The organism is Arthrobacter sp. FW306-04-A (assembly GCF_044358315.1).
GTDB lineage: Bacteria > Actinomycetota > Actinomycetes > Actinomycetales > Micrococcaceae > Arthrobacter.
This window is the reverse complement of the sequence record NZ_CP084559.1, coordinates 2927249-2947899: the sequence shown is the minus strand read 5'-3', so window position 1 is coordinate 2947899 and position 20651 is coordinate 2927249. Positions and strand designations below refer to the sequence as shown.

Sequence of the window (20651 nt, the reverse complement as noted above, 5' to 3'; positions counted from 1 at the left end):
ATGTCTGCACCCACGGAAGTCTCCGACAGCGTAGCGATCACGTGCCGTAATCTGCGGAAGAAGTTCGTGCTCCGGCACACCCGCAGTATGAAGGAAGCAATCGTGTGGTTGCTGACCGGACGCAAAGGGGACCTTTCCAGGAAGTTTGACGCGCTTAAGGACGTTTCGCTTGACGTTGAACAGGGCGAAACGGTGGCGTTGCTTGGGCTCAACGGTTCGGGCAAGTCAACTCTGTTGAAGCTCATTTCAGGCGTGCTGCAACCGGATGAGGGAACCGTCCGCACGCGGGGGAGGGTGGCCGGCCTGATCGAGGTCGGGGCAGGGTTCCACCACGACCTCAGCGGCCGCGACAACGTCTACCTCAACGGGGCCATCCTTGGGATGACCCAAAGCCAGATCGATGACATGTTCGACTCGATTGTCGAGTTCTCCGAAATCGGAGAATTCATCGACACTGAGGTCAAGTTCTATTCCTCCGGCATGTACTTGAAGCTGGCATTCTCAATCGCGGTCCACACAGACCCTGAGGTCTTCCTGATTGACGAAATCCTCGCCGTGGGCGACGAACCGTTCCAACGCAAATGCATTGTCAAGATCAACGAATTGGCGGCGGCGGGCAAGACGCTGTTCGTGGTGAGCCACGACCTGGATCTGGTGGCCTCGGTGTGCAAACGCGGAGTGTTGTTGGAACACGGCCAAATCATCATGGATGGCGAAGTACACGCAGTCGTGAAAGAACTTCGACGGCGGTCGGCGGACTAGCGGCAACCCAGCGGCCCGGCTAGTGTCCTTCCGGGCCGCTCGGCGGCGCGTTGGATCAATTGCTTCCGCAAGCCGTAATCTTGTAGACCTTGGCGTTCCCTTGGCTGTCGACGAGTTGAACTCCCGGATTTTCATCCAGATGTATGAGGCCGGCCGGAGTGTGGTTGCCGCCGTGGACTTCAAGCGTCCCGAAGTCGAGAATATAGTACGCGTGCTGGCTCCGGACTGCCCGGCACACGTCAGGGTCGTTTGAGACTGTTCCCAAGCGGTCGTATATCTCTTGGAGATCGGGGGAAACGTAGCTAAGGATGTGAAGCTGCGCGGACTTTCGATCACCCAGGGCATAAGAAAGAGACGCGCCGGTATATGGGTTACCGATCAAGACAGCGTCATGGGGGACAACATTGTGCAGTCTTTGGATGATTGCCAACTCGTCTGTCGAAACCAAAGGGGAACTGGCTGACAGGGTGTACTTCGCCGCGGTCTGTTCGACTTCCCTGTTCATTCCACCCAGCTGACCCAGCACGACGGCACCAATGATGAGAAGAACCGTTCCCCCGGCTTGAATCGACAATCGGAGTGCCGTCCTCCGGGCTGGATTCGGGTTCCCAGCTCCGAAGACCGTTCGAATCAGTGGGGATGCGTTGATTTTCTCGCAGACCCAATCGAGGCCAAGGGCAGCGAGCAACACGGCGATGACTGGGAGGAGTGCCGCGATGCGATAGGTGTCGTTGTACCAAACACCGGTTAGCAGGCTTCTCACCCTGGAAATCGGCAATCCCGAAACCACTACGAACAGGCCGGTGAAGATCAGGAATACGGCAACGATCCACCTGTACCGGGGCCGTCTTACACAGGTCCAAACACCCAGTAACGCAAAAGGGGCAACCAGCCACGCCGTCGGCAAGTCCAGCGGCGAGAAGACGAGGGCCTCGCCCAAGGATTGTGGAACCGTATGGTACGGACCCCAAAACGAGGCGTCAGACGGCGGCCTGAGAACGATCCAGAGCGCAAGAAAAACTACGCAATAGGCGAGCAACGCTGCGATTGGTCGTCCCAGGCGTTGCGAATTTCCTCGGCGTAGCCGGATGGCTTTCCAAGCAAGGACCGCTGCCATGGGGGCGGTCCACGTCAGCCACGCCATGAAGGTGGTCGGATGTGCCGCGAGAAGTCCGGACAAACTCAGTATGAGTGCCAGGAAGGCGGGCAGATCGCGAGGTACCCAGGCAGGCGCGACGCGGGAAATCGCCGCAGCGAGCGCGATTGAGCCCGGCAAAACGCTGATTGACAGCAGATTGGGGTACAGGACGCCAAAATCCATCATTAAGAGCGGGAAGGCGCCGAGGGAAGCGCAAGCAATTCCCACGGCCAGAGCCACAGCAGGAGAGCGGCCTATCGCCCATCGGGACATCAGAAGGCAACTCAGTGGCCAAAACAACGCGGCAATGACGATGTTGGCGATATTCACTGCGGAAGGAACGTCCAACGCAAATGTGGAGGCGACCAAGCTTGCCACCGCATTCCAGCCGGCAGGATAGAACCCACCGCCCGTCATGTTTCCAATCGTCAGCGAAGAGGCGTTCCCGGTGTCAAGGGAGTATTTGACGGAATTGAGATGGAAAACGGCGTCGTATGTCTGCGAGAAATGTTCGGGACCGCCGACCGCCTGCATGACGCGGGCACCAACTACGGCCATCGCCAGTCCGGCGGAGACAAAGGGGATGGACCGCCGCCAAAGACTGGATCTCACGGCGGTGCCTGTGCTCGAGCCCTTGCGGGAACGGGACAGGAACCAGGCAACGACGCCGAGGGCCAGGGCCACAACCGCCACCGGAACCAGATTGAACCTAATATTCAAGAACGGACTCACCGTCGAGGCCATGACGATCACGCCTACCGAAAGAGCCGGGGACAACCCAAGCGCATCAAATCCTCGGTACCGTAATCCCAAAGCCACGAGCAGGCCGGGCGAAACCAACAACAGGGCAGCACCGATCAGCTGCGGCAGGACAGACCACCACACGCGCGGGGACTAACCTTCCAGCAGGCCGTGGAGGTATGCTCCGTAACCGCTCTTTACCAACGGCTCGGCACGCTCACGCAGCTCGTCGTCGGAAAGGAACCCTTGGCGCCAGGCGATTTCTTCAGGAGCCCCGATTTTGAGGCCTTGGCGGTTCTCTACCGTGCGAATGAAGTTCGAGGCGTCGTTCAGGTCGTTGAAAGTACCAGTGTCGAGCCAGGCCGTGCCCCGCGGAAGGATCTCGACATGGAGCTTTTCGTTCTGGAGATATGTGCGGTTGATGTCCGTGATTTCGAGCTCGCCCCGGGCCGAAGGCTTCAGGTTCTTCGCGATCTCAACGACGTCGTTGTCGTAGAAATATAGGCCGGGAACCGCATAGTGCGATTTGGGGTGTTCCGGCTTTTCCTCCAACGAAATGGCTTTGCCATCGTCGTTGAATTCGACCACTCCGTATGCCTTGGGGTCTTTTACCCAGTAGCCAAAGACGGCGCCACCGTCGATGTTTGCATGTTTCCGCAGCTGCGTTCCCATGCCCTGTCCGTAGAAGATGTTGTCCCCCAGAACGAGGGCTACGGTTTCATTTCCGATGTGTTCCTCGCCCAGGATAAACGCCTGGGCCAGTCCATCCGGCGAAGGCTGCTGAACGTAGGAAATATTGACGCCGAACTGGGAGCCGTCACCGAGCAGCCTTTGGAACTGTTCGGCATCGTGGGGCGTCGTGATGACGAGGATGTCGCGAATGCCCGCCAAAATGAGCGTGGAGAGCGGGTAGTAGATCATCGGCTTGTCATACACCGGGACCAGCTGCTTGCTGATGCCGTGAGTAATCGGATGCAGACGAGAGCCGGTGCCACCGGCGAGAATGATTCCACGCATGGTCCCCATCATCCCTTACCTTCGAGTCCGCGGCAAAACCAGCGACTGTCCAGGTGCACGGACTGAACTCCTAGCCGAGGTGTGCTTTTCCGCTCCGGCCACGGATGCCGTCGATAGTTCCCCTCAACGCAGACCTTAGCCGGGCAGCGCGGCCCGGTGCCAAGGCCGTGACGAGAAGGAGATGCCTCATGTCCAGCAACAGGCCGCCGGCAACCCACCCCGGATGCACTTTCGCATATCGGCGACCGACAAGAATCCTGTTTCTGAATATGTAGTAATAGCGCCACGAAGCCGCGATCCGGACCTTCAGGGTCTGGTCCTGGAACTTGATGTCTTTGCCCCAGATATTCGCATCTACCAGTGAGCCCAGGGAATGGTCGAACTCCGCATCTGCCAGTACAGTCGGTAGTCCTGCATCGAGCGCACGGAAGTAGTACTCCGTGTCCACAAGGTCAATGAACAACCCATCCCAGAAGTTGCCAATCGTATCCAGGGTTGAAACCGGAATCAATAATCCGGATTGAATCGGCTCCCGTCCCAGCTGAACCCCGGATTTCGACCCTGCGGTCTTGACGGGATTGCCGTGGATTCGCGCAGGCGATACAAGGCCAGGGGTGACGCCCGCGGCCACGGCAGATTCAGCGGCTTCCATTAGTTGTCGAACATATTCGGCGGTCAGGAGCGAATCCTGATCGACGGTGATGATGTAGTCGACCGGTTTAGTGCGTGCTAACTCGATCCCTGCATTCAAGGCTGACGCGATTCCGGAGTTTTCTTCGAGCCGCAGTACCAGCGCACCCGCCGTGGCTGCCGCGTCAAAGATGTGGTCGAAACCGGGCCCGCCGCCGTCGTCGACGACCACTACGGTGGTTAGCTGGCGAAGGAGGGACGAGACGTTTTCGACCAGATGCGGCGTAGGGCGAAACGCCGTGACAACGGCCGCAACTTGGTTCAGACGCTTCGACGGATCAATATCGGGTTGCACGTCGAATTACCTAGTTTCCAAGAGTGTGGCGAAGGAGGGAACCTACAGCCGCCGGGCCGCCGTGCAATGCTGCACTGGGAAGGAGGACAAGAGCATGGCCCCGGGAAGTAAGACGCAAGGCCGCTGCCCGCGATGCCTTCCGCCAACCCTTCTTGGTGCAAAGGTCGCCGGCAAGTTTGAAGTATCCGCGCTCCCCGGCGAAACGGGAACCATCCAGCAATTTTCTTGAGGAGGCACTGCCGGTGTGCCTGCGGTACGCGAAACACACCTCCGGCTCGATCAGAAGCTTAGCGCCTGCCAACACCATATCCATGATCAACCCAAGATCCTGGATGACGTGGAGGCCGTCGCGAAAATCGAAGTCGCTGATCTTGTCGCGCCGAAAAATCAGGGATGGCCAGTAGAGCCAGTCACCATGGAGCAGGCTGACTGCCAGCTTCTCGCCACTGACCACCCTCGCTTCGGACCCGCGGGGTTTGACCAAGTGTTGCTTCACGAAGTCCACAATCGGCCGTGCGGAATCCCCGGCTTGATCGATCACTTCGACGCCTGGCTGGATGATCCAGGCGTCTGGAAAGTCCCGGTGTGCGCCAAGGGCGACATCGACGAAGTTCGGGAGGAGAACGTCGTCGCAACCCATGACTACCAACGTGTCCTGCGTCGCCAGCGAGACACACGTGCGGAAGTTCTCCGTAATGCCTTGGTTGGTTTCCTTGCGGATGTAAGTGATCCGAGGGTCGTTGAATTGCTCGAGATACTTGCGGACCTCGTCGCCCGGATAAGCGTCGTCCACGACCGTGAGGAGCCAGTCGTCCGAATCCTGTGCCAGTACGCTGTCGACCGCCTGCCGCATGTAGTCAGGATCCCCCCAATAGGGGATGAAGATGTCCAGGGCCATTCGGTTCCTTACTTCGAGCTGGAAGGAGTTGAAGTATCGTCCTCTGTGGTTTCTGCGCCCTGAAGTCGCTCAAGGAGGGCCCGCATGATCGCAACTTCTTCAGCCAGGGTCCTGGTCTCATCTTCGACGACGGAGATTTCCCAAGACAGGTGCAGACACACACCCAACAGCAGCAGGATGCTGATAATGAAGAGCAGATTCGATGGCAGCTGCACGCCAACGAGTTCGGCAACGATGGTTAGCAATCGGGGGAACGCAGCAAGGACCAGGGTTCCCGTCCCGACAACGAGCCAAAGCGCAGCGTACTTCTCGCGAAGCTTCTTGCGCCGGAGCATTTCGAAAACGATCCCCACGATCGCCAATGCGAGGAGGAAGGCAGCCAGATTTCCCACTAGGAAGCCCCCTGGGCCGATGGTGATACGGACGGAATGGTTGATCTCTTGCGGGTTAGCGCGAAGAGGAGCGCGAAGGTGGAGCGGCCTAGATAGACCGCTGCCTTGGCGGGGTTGTGGCTAGGAGTTCCGCCCTGCCGCGGGCGCATCGCAACGGGGATCTGCGTCACCTTGCAGCCCGAACGGATGGCTACAACAAGGGAGTCGATTGTGTCGCCCAGGTACTCTGCCGGATAGTGGTCCAGATACTGGTCAATGGCTCGGCGGTTGGCAGCCCGGAATCCGGATGTCACATCTGTGAGGCGAGTCTTTGCCAGACCGGAAATGACCCTTGCAAGGAACTGCATTGCCCACTTTCGAGGACCGCTGACTTTGTATTCGCCCTTTTCCGCGAACCGGGCGCCAATCGAAATGTCGGCATGCTCGAGGCCGGCGAGGACTTCGCCGATGTTCCGCGGATCATGCTGCCCATCGGCGTCGACTTGAATCACCTGGCGGTAGCCCAGGCGTTTGGCGTACTTGAAGCCGGCACGCATTGCGCCACCGACGCCCAGATTAAAGGGGAGGTTCAGAACCGTCGCTCCGGCCTCGGCAGCAAGTTCCGCGGTGTCGTCCGTGGAGCCATCATTGACGACAAGCACGTCGTAGGGACGTCCGACACCAAGAACTTCGCGGACCGTATCGCCAACTGACTCGGCTTCATTCCAGGCTGGCATGATGACCAGGACCCGCGTTGAGTCATGAATTTCCATCGTTCTCCTAAATGTCATCGTGGCTGGATGCGGTCGAGGAGATCCGGGCTGATGCGACCCTGCCTTCCGCGGCATGAATCGATAAGCCCCTCCCAGGCGGCGATCGCTAGATACCGTCGATCCGGGCTGAACGCGAAGCGGAGAAGTTGCGCTTTTGCGTCTTCCAGCATGCGTCGAATGACCCATGCCGGATTGCGGCGCCAGTACCTGCGTGCGAGGGTGGTCCCATTGCGCATGATGTAGTACATCCGAAAAGGCGAGTAGTAGTTGAAAGACAAATCATCACCGCGAAGTCGAAGGGGCCGTCCGAGCACCCTCGCAGGGAGGCGCGCTCCGAGGCGGTGTCCGACTTCGCACCCTTCCCCGATGACTATTCTGTAACCGGCTGCCCTCACCCGTGCGGTGAATTCGGAATCCACGCAGTCGATGAAGAAGCCCGTCTCGAAGTTGCCGACGTCGGCCAATGTGGAACGCGGGATGAAGAAGCCGGACTGCATGGGGTCGAAAGCCTCTGACAATCCGCTGGAGGTTCCGAGAGCCGGCACGCGATGCCCGCTGAATGTCTCCGCGCTGACGAAGCCCACTCTTTGTCCCTTAGCTGCCGCGCGGTCATAAGTCGCGAGCGCATTTGCGACATAATCCGGGACTGGCAGCGAGTCCTGGTCAAAAGTCAGCACAAAATCCGGGCGGGTGGTCGCTTCCAGTTCCTCGAGTCCGCGGTTCAGGGCGGCTGCGATTCCGGAGTTGCTGCTTAGTCGCAGTATCCTTGCTCCGGTCTCGGAAAGGCGATCGAAGATCGATTCCGACGCCGGGGAGGTGCTGCAGTCGTCGATGACGATGAGTTCGTCAACTTGCAGTCCAATGGATTCGGCGTTGGTGAGCAATTCATTGTCGGGGTTGAACGCGGCGATGACCGCTGCGGTTCGTCGTTGTGGACTTTCAATCACGGAGATGATCCTACCTGTCCACACTTATCGGAAGCGCCTTGGCAGGCAGGAGCCTGGACGCCGGGGCGAGCAGGCCGAAGAAGAGCAACGCCTCGCTGATGGCCATTCCCAGGGCGACACCCGGAACATTTGTACTCAAGCCGGCCACAAGCATGAACACGACTCCGGCCGCCGCCGACATCCCCGTCCACAAAAGCACAGTTCTTTGGTGCCCGGCGGGAATGAGGAGGTTTCTAATTAGGGGCGTAGAAGCCGAGAGGAAGAAGAAAGAGATCCCGTAGAAGACCGAGGTCACGGTGTCCGCTTTGTTTGCATCGCTAAACAGAATCGCTGAAGCCCACGGACCCAGGAAACCCAATCCAAGCGCCCCGACGGCCCCGAGGGCAAGGTGCGTCAACAGCGCCACCGCGTGCCGCCGTCGTGAGTCCTCAGCGCTTCCCTCGAGGGTCCAGCTTTGAAAAGTGTTCCCGACAGCCACAACGCTGAAGAGGCCGAAGCGGTAGATGCTGTCCGCCGAAGCGAAACCGGCGGTCGCCGTAGCCACTGGCACTGTCGCAGTAGCGATGGGAACCGGGGACGAGGCGTAGGCGCTTCCCGCGAAGTTGATGGCCGCTGTACCCGTTTCGGGAACGATCTCCTGGATGACTTTCCCCGGACGCTTGGGAAACCACGTCCCTGCCTCACCAAATCGCAGTTGGAAAGCAATCGAGGCCGCAATGGTCGCAAGGAGGGAAAGCACGCCATATATCCAGATCTGCCCGGTGACAACAATGACGGGAACGCTGAGGAGCGCTCCACAAAAGCGGGGGAGCGTGTCGTAGATGGCCAAAATTCGCGGCTGTCCGGTGCCGATTCCGAACCAGGCCGGGGAAAATCCGGTGAGGGCAGTGGCCCACGCCATCGTAATCGCGTCGAGGCGATAGCCATCGTGTGCGACGAGGGCCACGATGATGCTCATGAGAGGAAAGACAACCAGGGCAATGATGATCCGAGTCCGGATGCTTCTTGAATAGATCGACGCGCGATCCTTGGGAGAGTGGCTGCGCGCGATGGCCACCGGGCCTGAAATATTCCAGCTCCACAGGATGATCGTGGCCCCAAAGACTCCGATGGCCTGTCCGGATGTGATGCTCGACCAACCGGCGGCCCCTACAACGCGCGCAATGACAGGGAGCAGGAGGAAGGGCAGAACCAACGCCAGAAGAGGAAGCAGCGTGAATCCAGCGAGTCGAAGCAACACGGGTTTCATTACTGGTAGGTCCTATTGCTCGACGGCGTGACTTTACGATGATACGCGATGATGCCTGCCCGCTTACCTTTTGGTAACTCGCCTAGAGTGGAGTTCATGAACGATTCGACGACGCCGGATGGGCAGCCGATCCGCGTGAGTGTCTGCCTGGCGGCCTACAAAGGATCCCTCTTCATCGAGGAACAGATTGACTCCATCCTCCGGGATCTGGGTCCCAACGATGAATTGGTGGTTGTGGACGACGCGTCCCCTGACGACACCGCCGCGATCGTCAAGGGAATCGAGGATCCGCGACTCCGTTTTGTCAGCGCGTCGGTCAACAAAGGCTATGTCCGGACGTTCGAACAGGCGGTCGAATTGAGCCGGGGCGAATTCATCATGCTTTCCGACCAAGACGACGTATGGATTCCCGGTCGGGTCGAACTCATGCTGGGTGCGTTGGCAGACCACAAGATCGTTGCGGGAAACTTCGACGTACTCGGCGGCGGAGCCAGGCCTTGGATTCCACGGCTTCGGTCCGCGGACTCGCGGCGGCACCTGGCCAATCTGTTTGCGATCTTGATCGGGTACCGCGCCTACTACGGATGCGCAATGGGTATCCGTAGGGATGCGCTCAGCTACTTTGTGCCGATTCCGGCGTACGTCAATGAATCCCATGACCTTTGGCTGGCCATTTGCGGCAATGTTGCGCGGTCGATTTGCCACCTTGATGAGTCGACGGTGCTCCGACGATTGCACGACGACAATCAGACGCCGGCGGGCTGGCGTTCCCTTTCAAGAATCGTGAAAGCACGGATCATGATCTTCCGTCTCATGTTCGAGGCCACACGCAGGGTGCGCCTGCGATCTTGACCGCCCTTGGCGTGGCGTTCGGTAGGCTGTTCCCATGCAGAAACTTCTGGTCACCGGCGGTGCCGGCTTCATCGGTTCGAATTTTGTCCACTACGTCCTAGAACGGACAGTGGACAGTGTCACGGTCCTTGACAAACTAACGTACGCCGGCAATCTGGAATCCTTGAACGGCCTACCGGCGGAGCGGTTCGAGTTTGTCCAGGGTGACATTTCGGACGCAGAGCTCGTGGACAAGCTCGTTGAAGACTGCGACGTTGTGGTCCATTACGCGGCCGAATCCCACAACGACAACTCGCTGCACGATCCCCGTCCCTTCCTGGACACCAACATCATCGGGACGTACACGCTGATCGAAGCCGCCCGGAAGCACGGCAAGCGGTTCCACCACATCTCCACTGACGAGGTCTACGGCGACCTCGAGCTGGACGATCCCGAGCGCTTTACGGAAGCGACGCCGTACAACCCCTCCAGCCCTTACTCTTCGACGAAAGCCGGTTCAGACCTGCTCGTCCGTGCTTGGGTGCGCTCCTTCGGGCTGCAGGCCACCATCAGCAACTGCTCGAACAACTACGGCCCGTACCAGCACGTGGAAAAGTTCATCCCGCGCCAGATCACCAATGTGATCGACGGGATCCGTCCGAAGCTCTACGGCAAGGGCGAGAACGTCCGCGACTGGATCCACGCGAACGATCACTCCTCCGCCGTGCTGGCCATCATTGAAAAAGGCCGGATCGGCGAGACTTACTTGATCGGCGCTGATGGCGAGAAGAACAACAAGGACGTTGTGGAGCTCATCCTCAAGCACATGGGCCAGTCGCCCGATGCCTACGACCACGTCGTAGACCGGCCGGGCCACGACCTCCGGTACGCGATCGATTCCGGCAAGCTTCGCGATGAGCTCGGCTGGGAGCCGCAATACTCCAACTTCGACGCCGGAATTGAAGCCACCATCGCCTGGTACAGGGACAACGAGTCCTGGTGGCGTCCCCAGAAGGCGGCCACCGAAGCCAAATACACGGAACAGGGCCAGTAGGCGATGACGATCGAGTTTTCGAAACCGCTCGCAGCCCGCGAAACTCCGATTCCCGGCGTCGTTCTCTATGATTTACCCGTTCACGGCGACAACCGCGGCTGGTTCAAGGAAAACTGGCAGCGGGACAAGATGATCGCTCTTGGCCTGCCGGACTTCCGTCCCGTTCAGAACAACATTTCGTTCAACGAGAAGACCGGCACCACCCGCGGAATCCATGCCGAGCCGTGGGACAAGTTCATCTCGGTGGCCACTGGGCGGATTTTCGGAGCCTGGGTCGATCTGCGCGAGGGCCCGTCTTTTGGTGCTGTCTTCACCGCCGAACTTGACCCGAGCCAAGCCATCTTCATTCCCCGCGGCGTCGGCAATGCGTTCCAGACCCTTGAGGACAACACCGCCTACACTTATCTGGTCAATGACCACTGGTCTGCAGACGCCCAGAGCCGATACACCTTCCTGAATCTCGCGGACGAGACCGCTGCCATTGCATGGCCGGTGCCATTGGACCAGGCAGAGCTGTCTGACAAGGACAGGGCACACCCGCGACTGGCTGAGGTAGTGCCCATGCCGGCCCGGAAGGTGCTCGTGGTGGGCGCCGACGGTCAACTGGGCAAGGCGCTGCGTGAATTGTACGACGGCATCGCTTCGGTTGAGTTTGCAGCGCGGGCCGACTTCGACCTATCCAACGAAGCATCGTTTGCGGGACGGAACTGGAAGAACTACTCGACGATCATCAATGCGGCCGCTTACACCGCCGTCGACGCAGCCGAGAGCCCCGAGGGGCGGGCAGCTGCCTGGCAAGTGAATGTCTCAGCTGTGGCGCGCTTGGCGAAGACTGCGATCGAGCAGGACTTGACGTTGGTTCATGTCTCGTCGGATTACGTCTTCGACGGCACACGCGAATTGCATGACGAAGATGAACCGTTCACCCCGCTTGGCGTATATGGCCAGACCAAGGCGGCTGGGGACGCCGTCGTCAGTGTGGTTCCGCGCCACTACATCGTTCGGACCAGCTGGGTCATTGGCGAGGGTAACAACTTCGTTCGGACCATGGCCTCCCTCGCGAGTCGTGGAATCAAGCCTAGCGTCGTCAACGACCAAATCGGCCGGCTCACCTTCACGGAAGACATCGCGGCCGGGATTAAGCACCTATTGGACTCGAACGCCCCGTTTGGGGCGTATAACCTCAGCAATGACGGTGAATCCGAGACTTGGGCCGACATTGCCGGGGGCGTGTACGAACTCTGCGGCGCATCCCGTGACGACGTCACGGGAGTGAGTACGGAAGAGTACTTCAAAGGGAAGTCCGCGGCACCACGACCCTTCAATAGTGTTCTCGACCTGAGCAAGATCAAACGAACCGGCTTCGCGCCGGCCCGCAGCTACGACAGGTTGGCGGATTATCTTCGCAGCTAGTCGCTCCATGCGAAGCTGAAAAACTAGAGGGTCTGGTCAGGCAAGATTGCCTGACCAGACCCTTTACTTGTTCCAGGTTATCCGGGAGGACTTACTCGACGTGTTGGGATAGGACGGAGCTGTCGCGTGCAGCTTGCTCCAACGGCCGCCCGTTTCGACTGCGCACCCGGTTCAACGCATGAGTGAGCCGGGCCGGGAAGAACGGTACACCAGGATGCAGGAATCCAAAAAGTTGGGATGCGGCAAAGATCAAGGTCGCCGCAAGAAGCAAGGTGAGCACTTCCCAGGACAGGGGTGGCTGCCAATCCGGCTTGCTCAACATCACGAGCCAATTGGCGAAATCCGGGATGCCCACCACATAGCGCCGCAGGATATACACGAAGCCATACACGTGGGCGGCGCACGTTGCCCACAGCAGAATCTTGGTGAGCGTCCGGCTAGTCAGATTGGTTTGGAACTTTCGGAAACGAAGCGCCAGCCCGGCCGAAATGACCGCGATCGCGAACAACGGCAGGCTGTACCTGCCCTGCCAGATGAAGCCGCTGCTGGTGACCAGCGCCGCCTGAACCAAGGCGGGAACTACCGCGAGCATGCCAATGGCTACCCAGAAACCCAGTTGCAACCGTGCCGGGCGCATCAGGAAAACCATCAGCAGGAGCGCAAGGAGCAGCATATTCCAGAACATCAGGACGGCTTGGGGAACCGGCGCGTCAAGCCAACCCGCGACGCCGATGTACTGGTTCACGAAATCGAAGGACCTATCCAGCATGGTGACGAAAGCATTGGAGGGGCGGAGGCCCTCCACCGCGTTGGAAATACCGGCGGGTGCTTCGCCGGCCGACGGCGGCGCCGCCAGCATGACGAAGTTCCAAATGACTCCAAGCGCCACCCCGATTGCGGACAGCCCCGCAACGATGAGCAGGAGCCGGTTGCGGAAGATTGCAACGATATCGGCTCCCCGGAAGAAGAGGCAGGCCACAATCGCGCCGCACAGGAGCCACAGTAAGGAGACATTCCTCGTATTGGCCAAGGTCGCGGCCGATATGCCGACTGCGAGGATTCCCGGGCGGGCAAGATGAAGCTGCCTAGAGTTCTCAAGGACAGAGACCAAGCCGCAGAATGCCGCCATCGACGCGGCGACCTCCAGTGAATTCGGATTAACACCTGTGGCAAGGAAGAAAACCATCGGCGTCGTCGCGACGGCGGCCGCGACCATTGGCCACTTGGGATGGCGCAGCCTGGACAAAGCGGTGAAGCCGGCAGCGTAGAAGGCAGCAGACATGAGTCCGCTGACAATGCGCATGGCAAAGATGGCCGGAGCTCCTGACATGAACAGGCTGGGCAGTCCGACGAACCAATAGTAGAAGGGGTTGTACAAACCGGCCGAGGTGACGCCAATGGTGGTGTAGGTGTCGCCGAGAGGGATATCAGGCGCGCAACCTGCGGGTTGTTCCTTGAGGAACGCGAAGCAACGCTGGGAATCGACGTTGGCGATGTAGGACGGAACCTGAACGTGGATGCCATTGCCGTAGGACTCGCCCGGTACCGGGAAGAACTGGCCTCTCGCCACGGCTGCCGCTTTAATCGTGTGGGCGGGCTCGTCGGGATAGGCCATCAGGGGAGTGGCCAGGATCCACAAGGTGATGAGTGCGGCCAACAGGGCAAAAACGCGGATGAAGAATCCGAAACCTGCCTTGGTTGCGGGCGAGACATTCCGCGCCCGGGACCGCAACCCTCCTGCAGTCGGGAGCTCTTGACGCGAAGTGCCGAGCCGTGTGCGACTCTGGGAAGCTGGTTGGTGGATCACTGAGCACTCCCGATCTTTTCAATCAGGCGTGAAGCTTCCTGCAAGGATTGTTCGCTTGGGGAGGCCACCCCGGCGAAATAAGTCGAGGCTACCTGTCCATCCGCACCGACCACAAAGTCCGCCCACGATTTTACGAGTGAAGCAATCTGCCCGTTCTTGTAGGTGGTACAAAATGCCTGGTAGTTCACGTTCCCCAATGCGTAGCCATGGTCGGTTTTTTCGGGAAGGCTGAATTCGACTCCCGTCCCGACCGTTTTGGTAGTGCCAGCCTGCACGGCTGCTGCCACGGAGTCTTTCGACATCCTGACGAAACTTCCGCCGAAGGACAAAAGTGCCGTATCAAACCGGGATCCGATCGACGCCGAATCCATGAATGCGATTGCGCCGGCTGTGCCGTCGACCTTCTTTGCGATGTCGCTGAAGTTTTTGACCTCTTGGCCGCCCTTTACCTTCGTCCACTTGTTGATGACCCCTGCGGACCAGCTGGCGGACGGCGAGAGATAGTGCGTGCTGGCGGAAGTCAATGCTGAAGGGGTGCTTGCCGTGACGGGCACAATGGGTGCGTCCGGAAGCGTGGTGCCCGGATTGATCGCCGCGATCGCGCCGTCATTCCAGCGACTGATATCGCCGGAGAAAATCTTCGCAAGCACGTCCGGATTGAGTTTCAAGCTTCGGATGTTTGGCATGTTGAAAACGACACCGATCGAGGTCACGGATGTCGGGACACTGAACGCGCCGCCCGAGCCACACCGCACTTTTGTCGAGTCCTGTTGCTGCGGCGTCAAAGGGGCGTCGAGCGCAGCGTAGTAAGCTTGGCCGGTCGCCAGCGCTTTCAGCCCGACGTCGGAGCCGTCCGGCGAGTAGCTCAGTGACGTCGCTGTGTTGGTTTTCCGCCAGGCACTGGCCCAGGCGCCGATCGGGTCGCTTTGAATGGGACTTCCGATGGCGGTAAGCGCACCGCGAATGTCTTGCTGCTTAGCGGGGGGACTGGCGCAAGCGGCCAAGCTGATGCCTAGAAACAGGAGGCATCCTGTCGCTCGGCGAATCGACCGATGATGCACCGGGAGTCCTTTCGATTACGGGTATAGCTGAGACTTTCCTCCTGACAACCCTAACCGCTGAACCTCTGAGGACTGAACCAGCGCGCGGCTCAATAATTGAGGGATTGGCAGCCGAGGAAGGCGTTACCGGAGCTGAACTGCGCTATTCCGATTCCGTAGGTGCACACCGAATACCTGCCCCGCTGGGTGATCGAAACCTGCGTGGAGTAGCCATGGTTTCCCGTGATCCGGAAGGCGTTGTTCACGTCGGCCCGCGGAAGGTCTGCCGTGAAGGCATATCCCCGGCGGGTTCCGTCAGGATAGGTGATGTAGACATGCACGGGTGTGGATGAGCCTGGAACTGCGGGGTCGTACGTCCACCCAGTCGCCTTGATGTTGGTTTGTCCCGACACGGTGGCAATGCCCACGGAATCGAGGTAGCCGTTCGGGATAGGTGTGTTGGTCACCTGGATGGTCATGCAGCCCAGCGCCGTATTCCCGCTTGCGAGAGGTGCGACCGCCAGGGCATAGGCGCAGGCGGTATACCTACCAGGTGTCTTGACCCCAAGCGAAGCGCTGAAGCCGTGGTTGCCGGCTATTCCGAAGGCATTGTTCACGTCAGGCCGCGAGAGGTTTGCCGTGTAGGCTGTTCCCACGTTGCTGCCGTCCGGGGCCTGGACATACACGTGGACAGGAATGCTGGCTGCCGCGTTGGTAGGGTCGAATGCCCAACCACTCACAACAATGTTTGCCGCACCCGGGTTCTGGTCGATTCGGATTGAGTCGTAGTAGCCCTTTGGCGGCGGGTTGGAGCCCACCGCGATGTCCTTGCAGCCCAGCCCGGTGTTGTAGAACTGCCCAATCGCGTAGACGCACACATGGTAGTTGCCGGCTCTGGCGAGGCTGATCAACTTGTCGAAGCCATGGTTCGCGCCGTAACCCGTGGCGGTTCCAACATCCGGCCTGGATGTGTTGGCCGCGATGCGGTAGCCCACGGTCTGTCCATTCGGATCCGTGACATAGGCATCAGCGAAAGACACGGTGTTGGAGTTAGCGCGATCTATGGCCCATCCGGTCAGGCGCAGCGAAACATCGGTTGGGGTGCGGACCTGCGACAGGCTGTCAAAGGAGCCGATGGGCGGTTCAACGCCACTTGCTTGATAGCTCTTGCACCCAAGATCAACACTGCCGTTGGCGCCCGCGGCGGTGGCACACACTTTGTAGGTGCCGGAGGCGGTGATCTGGATGTTATTGTCAAAACCGTGCGCCGGCCCATAGCCGAAGGCGTTGTCCACGTCCGGCCGGTATCCGTTCGCCAAGAATGAGTACCCGGTGGTCACGTTATTGGGCCCCGTGACGGAGATGTTGACGGGAGTCGATACCCACGGCCTCGAGAGATCAACCGACCAGCCCGTGACCCGAAGGTATGCCGATGTGGTGTCCCGGACAAGGGACAGGGAATCGAAGGAACCCTTGGCCGGATTACCCGCGAACCTTTGCAGGGATGCGTAGTCCCCGTTCCAAACATTCGAGTCGCCGCTGAATGGTCCCGTGCTGCTGTATTGCCAAACGCTGTAGGTTGACCAGCTGGATGGCGTGCCGATTGCCGTGTTGGTTGTGTACGAGGCAATCCAGAGCGGATAGTCGCTGAAGCCGGTTGAGTCGGCCAGGCAGGTTTTCCACCAGTCCGTCGTTGAATAGATCATCGGGTACCGCCCAGTGAGGGCACGGACGGTATCGCCGAAGTTGTGGATCCAGGTGTTGAGCGCGGACGGTGACATGCCGTAGCAGATATTCGTACCCGTATATGAAGGCGCATATTCAATGTCGAGCACCGGCGGCATTGTTGCCCCGTCCGAGGTCCACCCGCCGCCGTTCTGCACGAAGTAGTTCGCTTGATCCGCGCCCGCGGACCAGCTGGGGATAGCGAAGTGGTACGCCCCACGGATCATCCCGACGCTGCGGGAACCGCTGTACTGCGAGCTGTAGGTAGGACTCGCGTAGTAGTTGCCCTCGGTGGCTTTGACGTAGGCGAAGCGCACCCCCATGTTCCACTGTTGCTGCCAATCCACAGATGGCTGGTAGGAGCTGACGTCGATGCCTTGAATGCCGAAGGGCGGGGTCCAGCTGCTTTGCGTTGTCAGTAGTCCTTGGACTCGAGGGGAGTGCTGCCCCATCTGGGCGCCCCCGGGACCGGCGGCTTCCCGCATGGCGGCGCGGCGTCCTTCGTCGTTTTGGCTTGCGGCGGTGGGTGGGGGTGCCGCCGTCGGGCTTTGAACCGACGGTGACGACGTCGGCGCGGGCGTTGCTTGCTGGAGAGCCGGGGGCGCAGTGGTCGCGGAAGGCGAGGGTAACGGAGTCGACGTTGCGGTGGCCGCGGGGGGAAGCGTCCCCGGAGATGGTGCCGGTGTTGCTGGAGCCGCGACCGCCGTCGTCGTGGAAAGGAGAATTGCTGCCACTCCACACAAGACCGCTGAGAAGAGGCCATAGGCGCGGTGCGCCGCGAAAGTGGAGATAGATGCTCTTAATTGAGTGGTCTTCATGGCTTAGCTCCACACGAGATTACCGACTCCCGATGGGGAGGCACCTGAAAATATCGGTGGCCGGTTGGGGGTAACGCTAAATTTGAAGCCAACCATAACACCGATGTGCAAGGTGGTGCTAATGTTGCCGGTGGGATTTTTGTGACTCGTTGAACTTGCAATGGAGTCGCGCGCGAAAACACCTACGCCCCGACCCGCTATATGCGGACGGGGGCGTAGGTGCTTCTGCTTCAGTTGTGGAGCGTCAGGAGATCATGGGAGGAAATATCCCGAGACGTCTGCAATGAGTTGCGCGGTTCCCTTTGACGCGTTGAACAGGCTGACCTGTCCAGCGTTCCCCACTGGTATCGTCACAAGGTTCGGCACGATCTGCCCTGGGGCGTAGTTCAGGTTGGAGGCGTTTGGCACTTGGGTTCCGGCCGGGAAGGCCGTGACGAACCCGTTCGACATCGTGCTGGCCACCGTGAGGTTGAAAGTCACTCCACCAACCGTTGCGGGAACCCCACTGACGCCGCCGACCTGGAACGATATTGTTCCGTTTGCCGCCACAGGGGTGGGGCCGTTCCGGGTATCGAGGAACCTGGTAGGCGTGATTGGCTGGAAGGCCCCCGAAACCGTAGCGGCGCCGCCGCCCAGATAGTAGCCGGACACGTCGGCGATGAGCTGGGCGGTTCCGGAGGGAGAGCCGTTGAAAAGGGTGACCTTTCCGTCCGCACCCACCGGTACAGTCACGCTATTTGCAACGATCTGCCCAGTAGCGTAGTTCAGGTTGGAGGCGTTCGGCCGGTTGGTCCCGGACGCATAGGCCGTGACGAAACCGAATGACGCCGCGTTGGCTACAGTGAGGTTGAACGTCACCGCCGAAACCGACGCCGGAATGCCGCTGACGCCGCCCACCTGGAAGGAGACTGTTCCGCCGGGCGCTACCGGGGTGGTGCCGCTGCGGGTATCGAGGAACCTGCTAGGCGCCATGGGTTGGAACTCGCCCGGCGACTGTACGGCCGCAGGGATGTAGTATCCGGAGACGTCCGCTATGAGTTGCGAGGTGCCGTTGGAGGCGTTAAGAAGGGTGACCTTTCCATCCGCGCCTACTGGTACCGTCACCAAATTCGGGACGATTTGACCCGTGGCATAGTTCAGGTTGGAGGCGTTCGGCGCGGTTGTTCCGGACGGATAGGCGGTGACGAATCCGAACGAAGCCGCACCGGCGACCGTGAGGTTGAATGTCACAGCCGTGACGTTTGCCGGGATGCCGTTGACGCCGGCGACCTGGAACGAGACTGTTCCGTTCGGTGCGACGGGGGCGGGGTTGTTACGGGTGTCCAGCATCCTGGTCGGTGTCATCGATTTGAAGACGCTCGCCACCCCAATTGAATCGTACAGGCCGTAATCATCGGTTACCAAGGTCCCATTGGTGAGCAGGTTCAGGCCCATGCTGATGGCGCTGGCTCCCGCGGGGACGGGTGGTGAGGTCCATGTTGCCTGGGTCCAGGCCGTTGATGCCGCGAAGTTCGGGCTGGCTGTCCAGTACGTCCACGTGCCCAGGCCTGTTCGGTAATACAACTCGAATTGAGTCAAAGCGGTTGACTTATACCAAGCCGACATTTGGTAGGTATGACCGGGAGTAGCGCTTGGAGCGCACTGGCCTAGATCCAAAGTAGGTAGCAGCTTGGCATCTCCGCTAACGTAGCCGGTCGTCACCATCTGTTCGGCGACGTTTCCCGTGTGGCCGGGAGTCACAGAGGTGAACGTGGAGGTTTGCGTGCCGTATGAACCGATCGCCCAGCAATACGGGAGTCCTGAGGCTACCGGGCCGGCCGTTTCCAGGCTCGGGTTCTGGAGCAGGTTTCCGACAGTGATGGGGGGCGGTGCGGCCGGTCCGTTGACAACTGGCTTGTCTACGTCGAGGGCTGGATTGGACGGGTCAGGGAACTGGGCGGCCATCACCTGGCTCACTGTCTTGACGGCGATCCTGCCGGCCGCTTGTTCCGTCGCCAGCCAATTCACGTAGGCTTGGAAGTTGGCAGTGGTGACTGTCAACGGATCCGAGGTCGAGTCGAAGTGATGGAAAGTCAACTGGACCCAGCCGCCACCAGCCTCTGCCTGGGTCACAACCGTTTGCATGTCGGTAACTGTCCAAGTGTTGTCCACCTCATCCGGCGCCTTGGTGAAGTAGAGGTCTGCTGCCGGAACTGGTAGCGGCTCGGCGACTTGAGTCAGCGTTGGAGCAGCCTTGCTCTTAAGGTCGCCGAGGCCTCGGGCGCTGTTGTAGCCGCAGTTGGCGACTGTTTGCTGCACGGCTGGGGTGGCGGAGGCAAACGGGTAGGCGAAGTTCGTGACGCGGAAGCCCATGTTGGTCAGGTTAACGCGGTCATTGCACACCTGGCGTGCCACCTCGTTCGCGTCCATCTGGGCAAGGTCGGGGTGCGTCACCGTGTGCCCGGCAATCTCATTGCCTGCCGATTGGAGGGCGAGGGCCTGAGCGGTCGTCATGTAAGGGGCCGGACCACCATTGGGATCCGCGGCATTGAGGTAGCCGGATGGAAGGAAGAATGTCCCCTTCATCCCCTTCGAATTCAGGTAGTTGGCAGCGGTCACCTGGTCTGCGTTGGCGTCATCGAAGGTCAGGGTGACTACGAGCGGTCCCGCGGCCTGTGCCGGCTGAACGAACATGGCCGCGTTGAAGAGCGTCGCTAAGAGGAGAGCGACTGCCCCCATGGCAGTCGCCTTGCGATGGGTCCGTTGACCTTTATCAGGGGTCCCCCGCCCAAAGCGGGAGGCCACCAACCTTCTGTTTTGCATCCGAAACCCCCTCGTCGCGCCTGCAACCTGACTAGCCAGACCTTCAGTGCCGTGTGTTTGCGCTTGCACAATTCGGCTTTGCCAGTGCTCATCGCGGGCACCTCTTGTTTTTGGAACCGACAGCGCATCAAAGGCGACAAGCCAAGCCGTTCGGCCCAGTTTCCTGCCGGCGACGCGCGGCTGATGTATCGACGCTACGAGCGACAAAGAGGGACGTCAACACTCGTTTTAAGGCCCCAAAAACCAAGTACCACCACTCGCATCCGTGCCCTGAGGAGCC

At 59.9% G+C, this 20651-nt stretch carries 16 protein-coding genes; 4 read left to right on the top strand and 12 right to left on the bottom strand.

Annotated features, from left to right (window positions below):
* The gene (locus tag LFT43_RS13565; RefSeq protein ID WP_395797560.1) at positions 1–762 is read left to right on the top strand and encodes an ABC transporter ATP-binding protein; all 762 of its coding nucleotides are present in this window, start codon (positions 1–3) and stop codon (positions 760–762) included.
* Positions 763–817: 55 nt separating this feature from the next.
* Here the strand turns inward: LFT43_RS13565 and LFT43_RS13560 are convergent, their stop codons facing one another.
* The 8 genes from LFT43_RS13560 to LFT43_RS13525 all read right to left on the bottom strand — a co-directional run bounded on the left by LFT43_RS13560 (position 818) and on the right by LFT43_RS13525 (position 8881).
* On the bottom strand, positions 818–2785 hold the full coding sequence (locus tag LFT43_RS13560; protein ID WP_395797558.1) for a DUF6541 family protein: 1968 nt from the start codon (positions 2783–2785) through the stop codon (positions 818–820).
* Between the two features lie 9 nt (positions 2786–2794).
* The gene (gene rfbA, locus LFT43_RS13555) at positions 2795–3658 is read right to left on the bottom strand and encodes a glucose-1-phosphate thymidylyltransferase RfbA (protein ID WP_395797556.1); all 864 of its coding nucleotides are present in this window, start codon (positions 3656–3658) and stop codon (positions 2795–2797) included.
* Between the two features lie 70 nt (positions 3659–3728).
* Entirely contained in the window at positions 3729–4643 is a 915-nt protein-coding gene (locus LFT43_RS13550) for a glycosyltransferase (protein ID WP_395797554.1), read from the bottom strand.
* A gap of 10 nt (positions 4644–4653) precedes the next feature.
* Positions 4654–5541 (bottom strand): glycosyltransferase family 2 protein, encoded by an 888-nt coding sequence (locus tag LFT43_RS13545; RefSeq protein ID WP_395797552.1) that lies wholly within the window; start codon positions 5539–5541, stop codon positions 4654–4656.
* Positions 5542–5549: 8 nt separating this feature from the next.
* The gene (locus LFT43_RS13540; protein ID WP_395797550.1) at positions 5550–5933 is read right to left on the bottom strand and encodes a DUF2304 domain-containing protein; all 384 of its coding nucleotides are present in this window, start codon (positions 5931–5933) and stop codon (positions 5550–5552) included.
* The gene (locus LFT43_RS13535) at positions 5933–6685 is read right to left on the bottom strand and encodes a glycosyltransferase family 2 protein (RefSeq protein WP_395797548.1); all 753 of its coding nucleotides are present in this window, start codon (positions 6683–6685) and stop codon (positions 5933–5935) included. The genes LFT43_RS13540 and LFT43_RS13535 overlap by 1 nt, the downstream gene beginning before the upstream one ends.
* 14 nt (positions 6686–6699) lie before the next feature.
* Positions 6700–7632: a glycosyltransferase gene (locus tag LFT43_RS13530; RefSeq protein ID WP_395797546.1), complete on the bottom strand. Its 933-nt coding sequence runs from the start codon at positions 7630–7632 to the stop codon at positions 6700–6702.
* A gap of 10 nt (positions 7633–7642) precedes the next feature.
* Complete coding sequence (locus tag LFT43_RS13525) at positions 7643–8881, bottom strand: polysaccharide biosynthesis protein (protein WP_395797544.1); 1239 nt, start codon at positions 8879–8881, stop codon at positions 7643–7645.
* Positions 8882–8977: 96 nt separating this feature from the next.
* On the opposite strand from LFT43_RS13525, the gene LFT43_RS13520 reads away from it, so the two are divergent.
* From LFT43_RS13520 to LFT43_RS13510, 3 genes are read left to right on the top strand one after another with little or no spacing between them, the layout of a single operon-like run.
* A complete protein-coding gene (locus tag LFT43_RS13520) occupies positions 8978–9733 on the top strand; it encodes a glycosyltransferase (RefSeq protein WP_395797542.1) in 756 nt (251 codons plus the stop codon).
* A 34-nt stretch (positions 9734–9767) separates the two neighbouring features.
* Positions 9768–10766 carry a dTDP-glucose 4,6-dehydratase gene (gene rfbB, locus LFT43_RS13515; RefSeq protein WP_395797540.1) on the top strand — a complete coding sequence of 333 codons (999 nt, stop codon included), beginning with the start codon at positions 9768–9770 and terminating at the stop codon, positions 10764–10766.
* Between the two features lie 3 nt (positions 10767–10769).
* A complete protein-coding gene (locus LFT43_RS13510; protein ID WP_395797538.1) occupies positions 10770–12179 on the top strand; it encodes a sugar nucleotide-binding protein in 1410 nt (469 codons plus the stop codon).
* 91 nt (positions 12180–12270) lie between these two features.
* Here the strand turns inward: LFT43_RS13510 and LFT43_RS13505 are convergent, their stop codons facing one another.
* The 4 genes from LFT43_RS13505 to LFT43_RS13490 all read right to left on the bottom strand — a co-directional run bounded on the left by LFT43_RS13505 (position 12271) and on the right by LFT43_RS13490 (position 20287).
* Positions 12271–13986 carry a DUF2142 domain-containing protein gene (locus tag LFT43_RS13505; RefSeq protein WP_395797536.1) on the bottom strand — a complete coding sequence of 572 codons (1716 nt, stop codon included), beginning with the start codon at positions 13984–13986 and terminating at the stop codon, positions 12271–12273.
* On the bottom strand, positions 13983–14990 hold the full coding sequence (locus LFT43_RS13500; RefSeq protein ID WP_395797534.1) for a substrate-binding domain-containing protein: 1008 nt from the start codon (positions 14988–14990) through the stop codon (positions 13983–13985). Before LFT43_RS13500 ends, LFT43_RS13505 begins: the two co-directional genes overlap by 4 nt.
* A gap of 146 nt (positions 14991–15136) precedes the next feature.
* The gene (locus tag LFT43_RS13495) at positions 15137–17569 is read right to left on the bottom strand and encodes a lysozyme (RefSeq protein ID WP_395797532.1); all 2433 of its coding nucleotides are present in this window, start codon (positions 17567–17569) and stop codon (positions 15137–15139) included.
* A gap of 252 nt (positions 17570–17821) precedes the next feature.
* Positions 17822–20287 carry a polysaccharide deacetylase family protein gene (locus LFT43_RS13490; protein ID WP_395797530.1) on the bottom strand — a complete coding sequence of 822 codons (2466 nt, stop codon included), beginning with the start codon at positions 20285–20287 and terminating at the stop codon, positions 17822–17824.
* Positions 20288–20651: the final 364 nt, after the last annotated feature.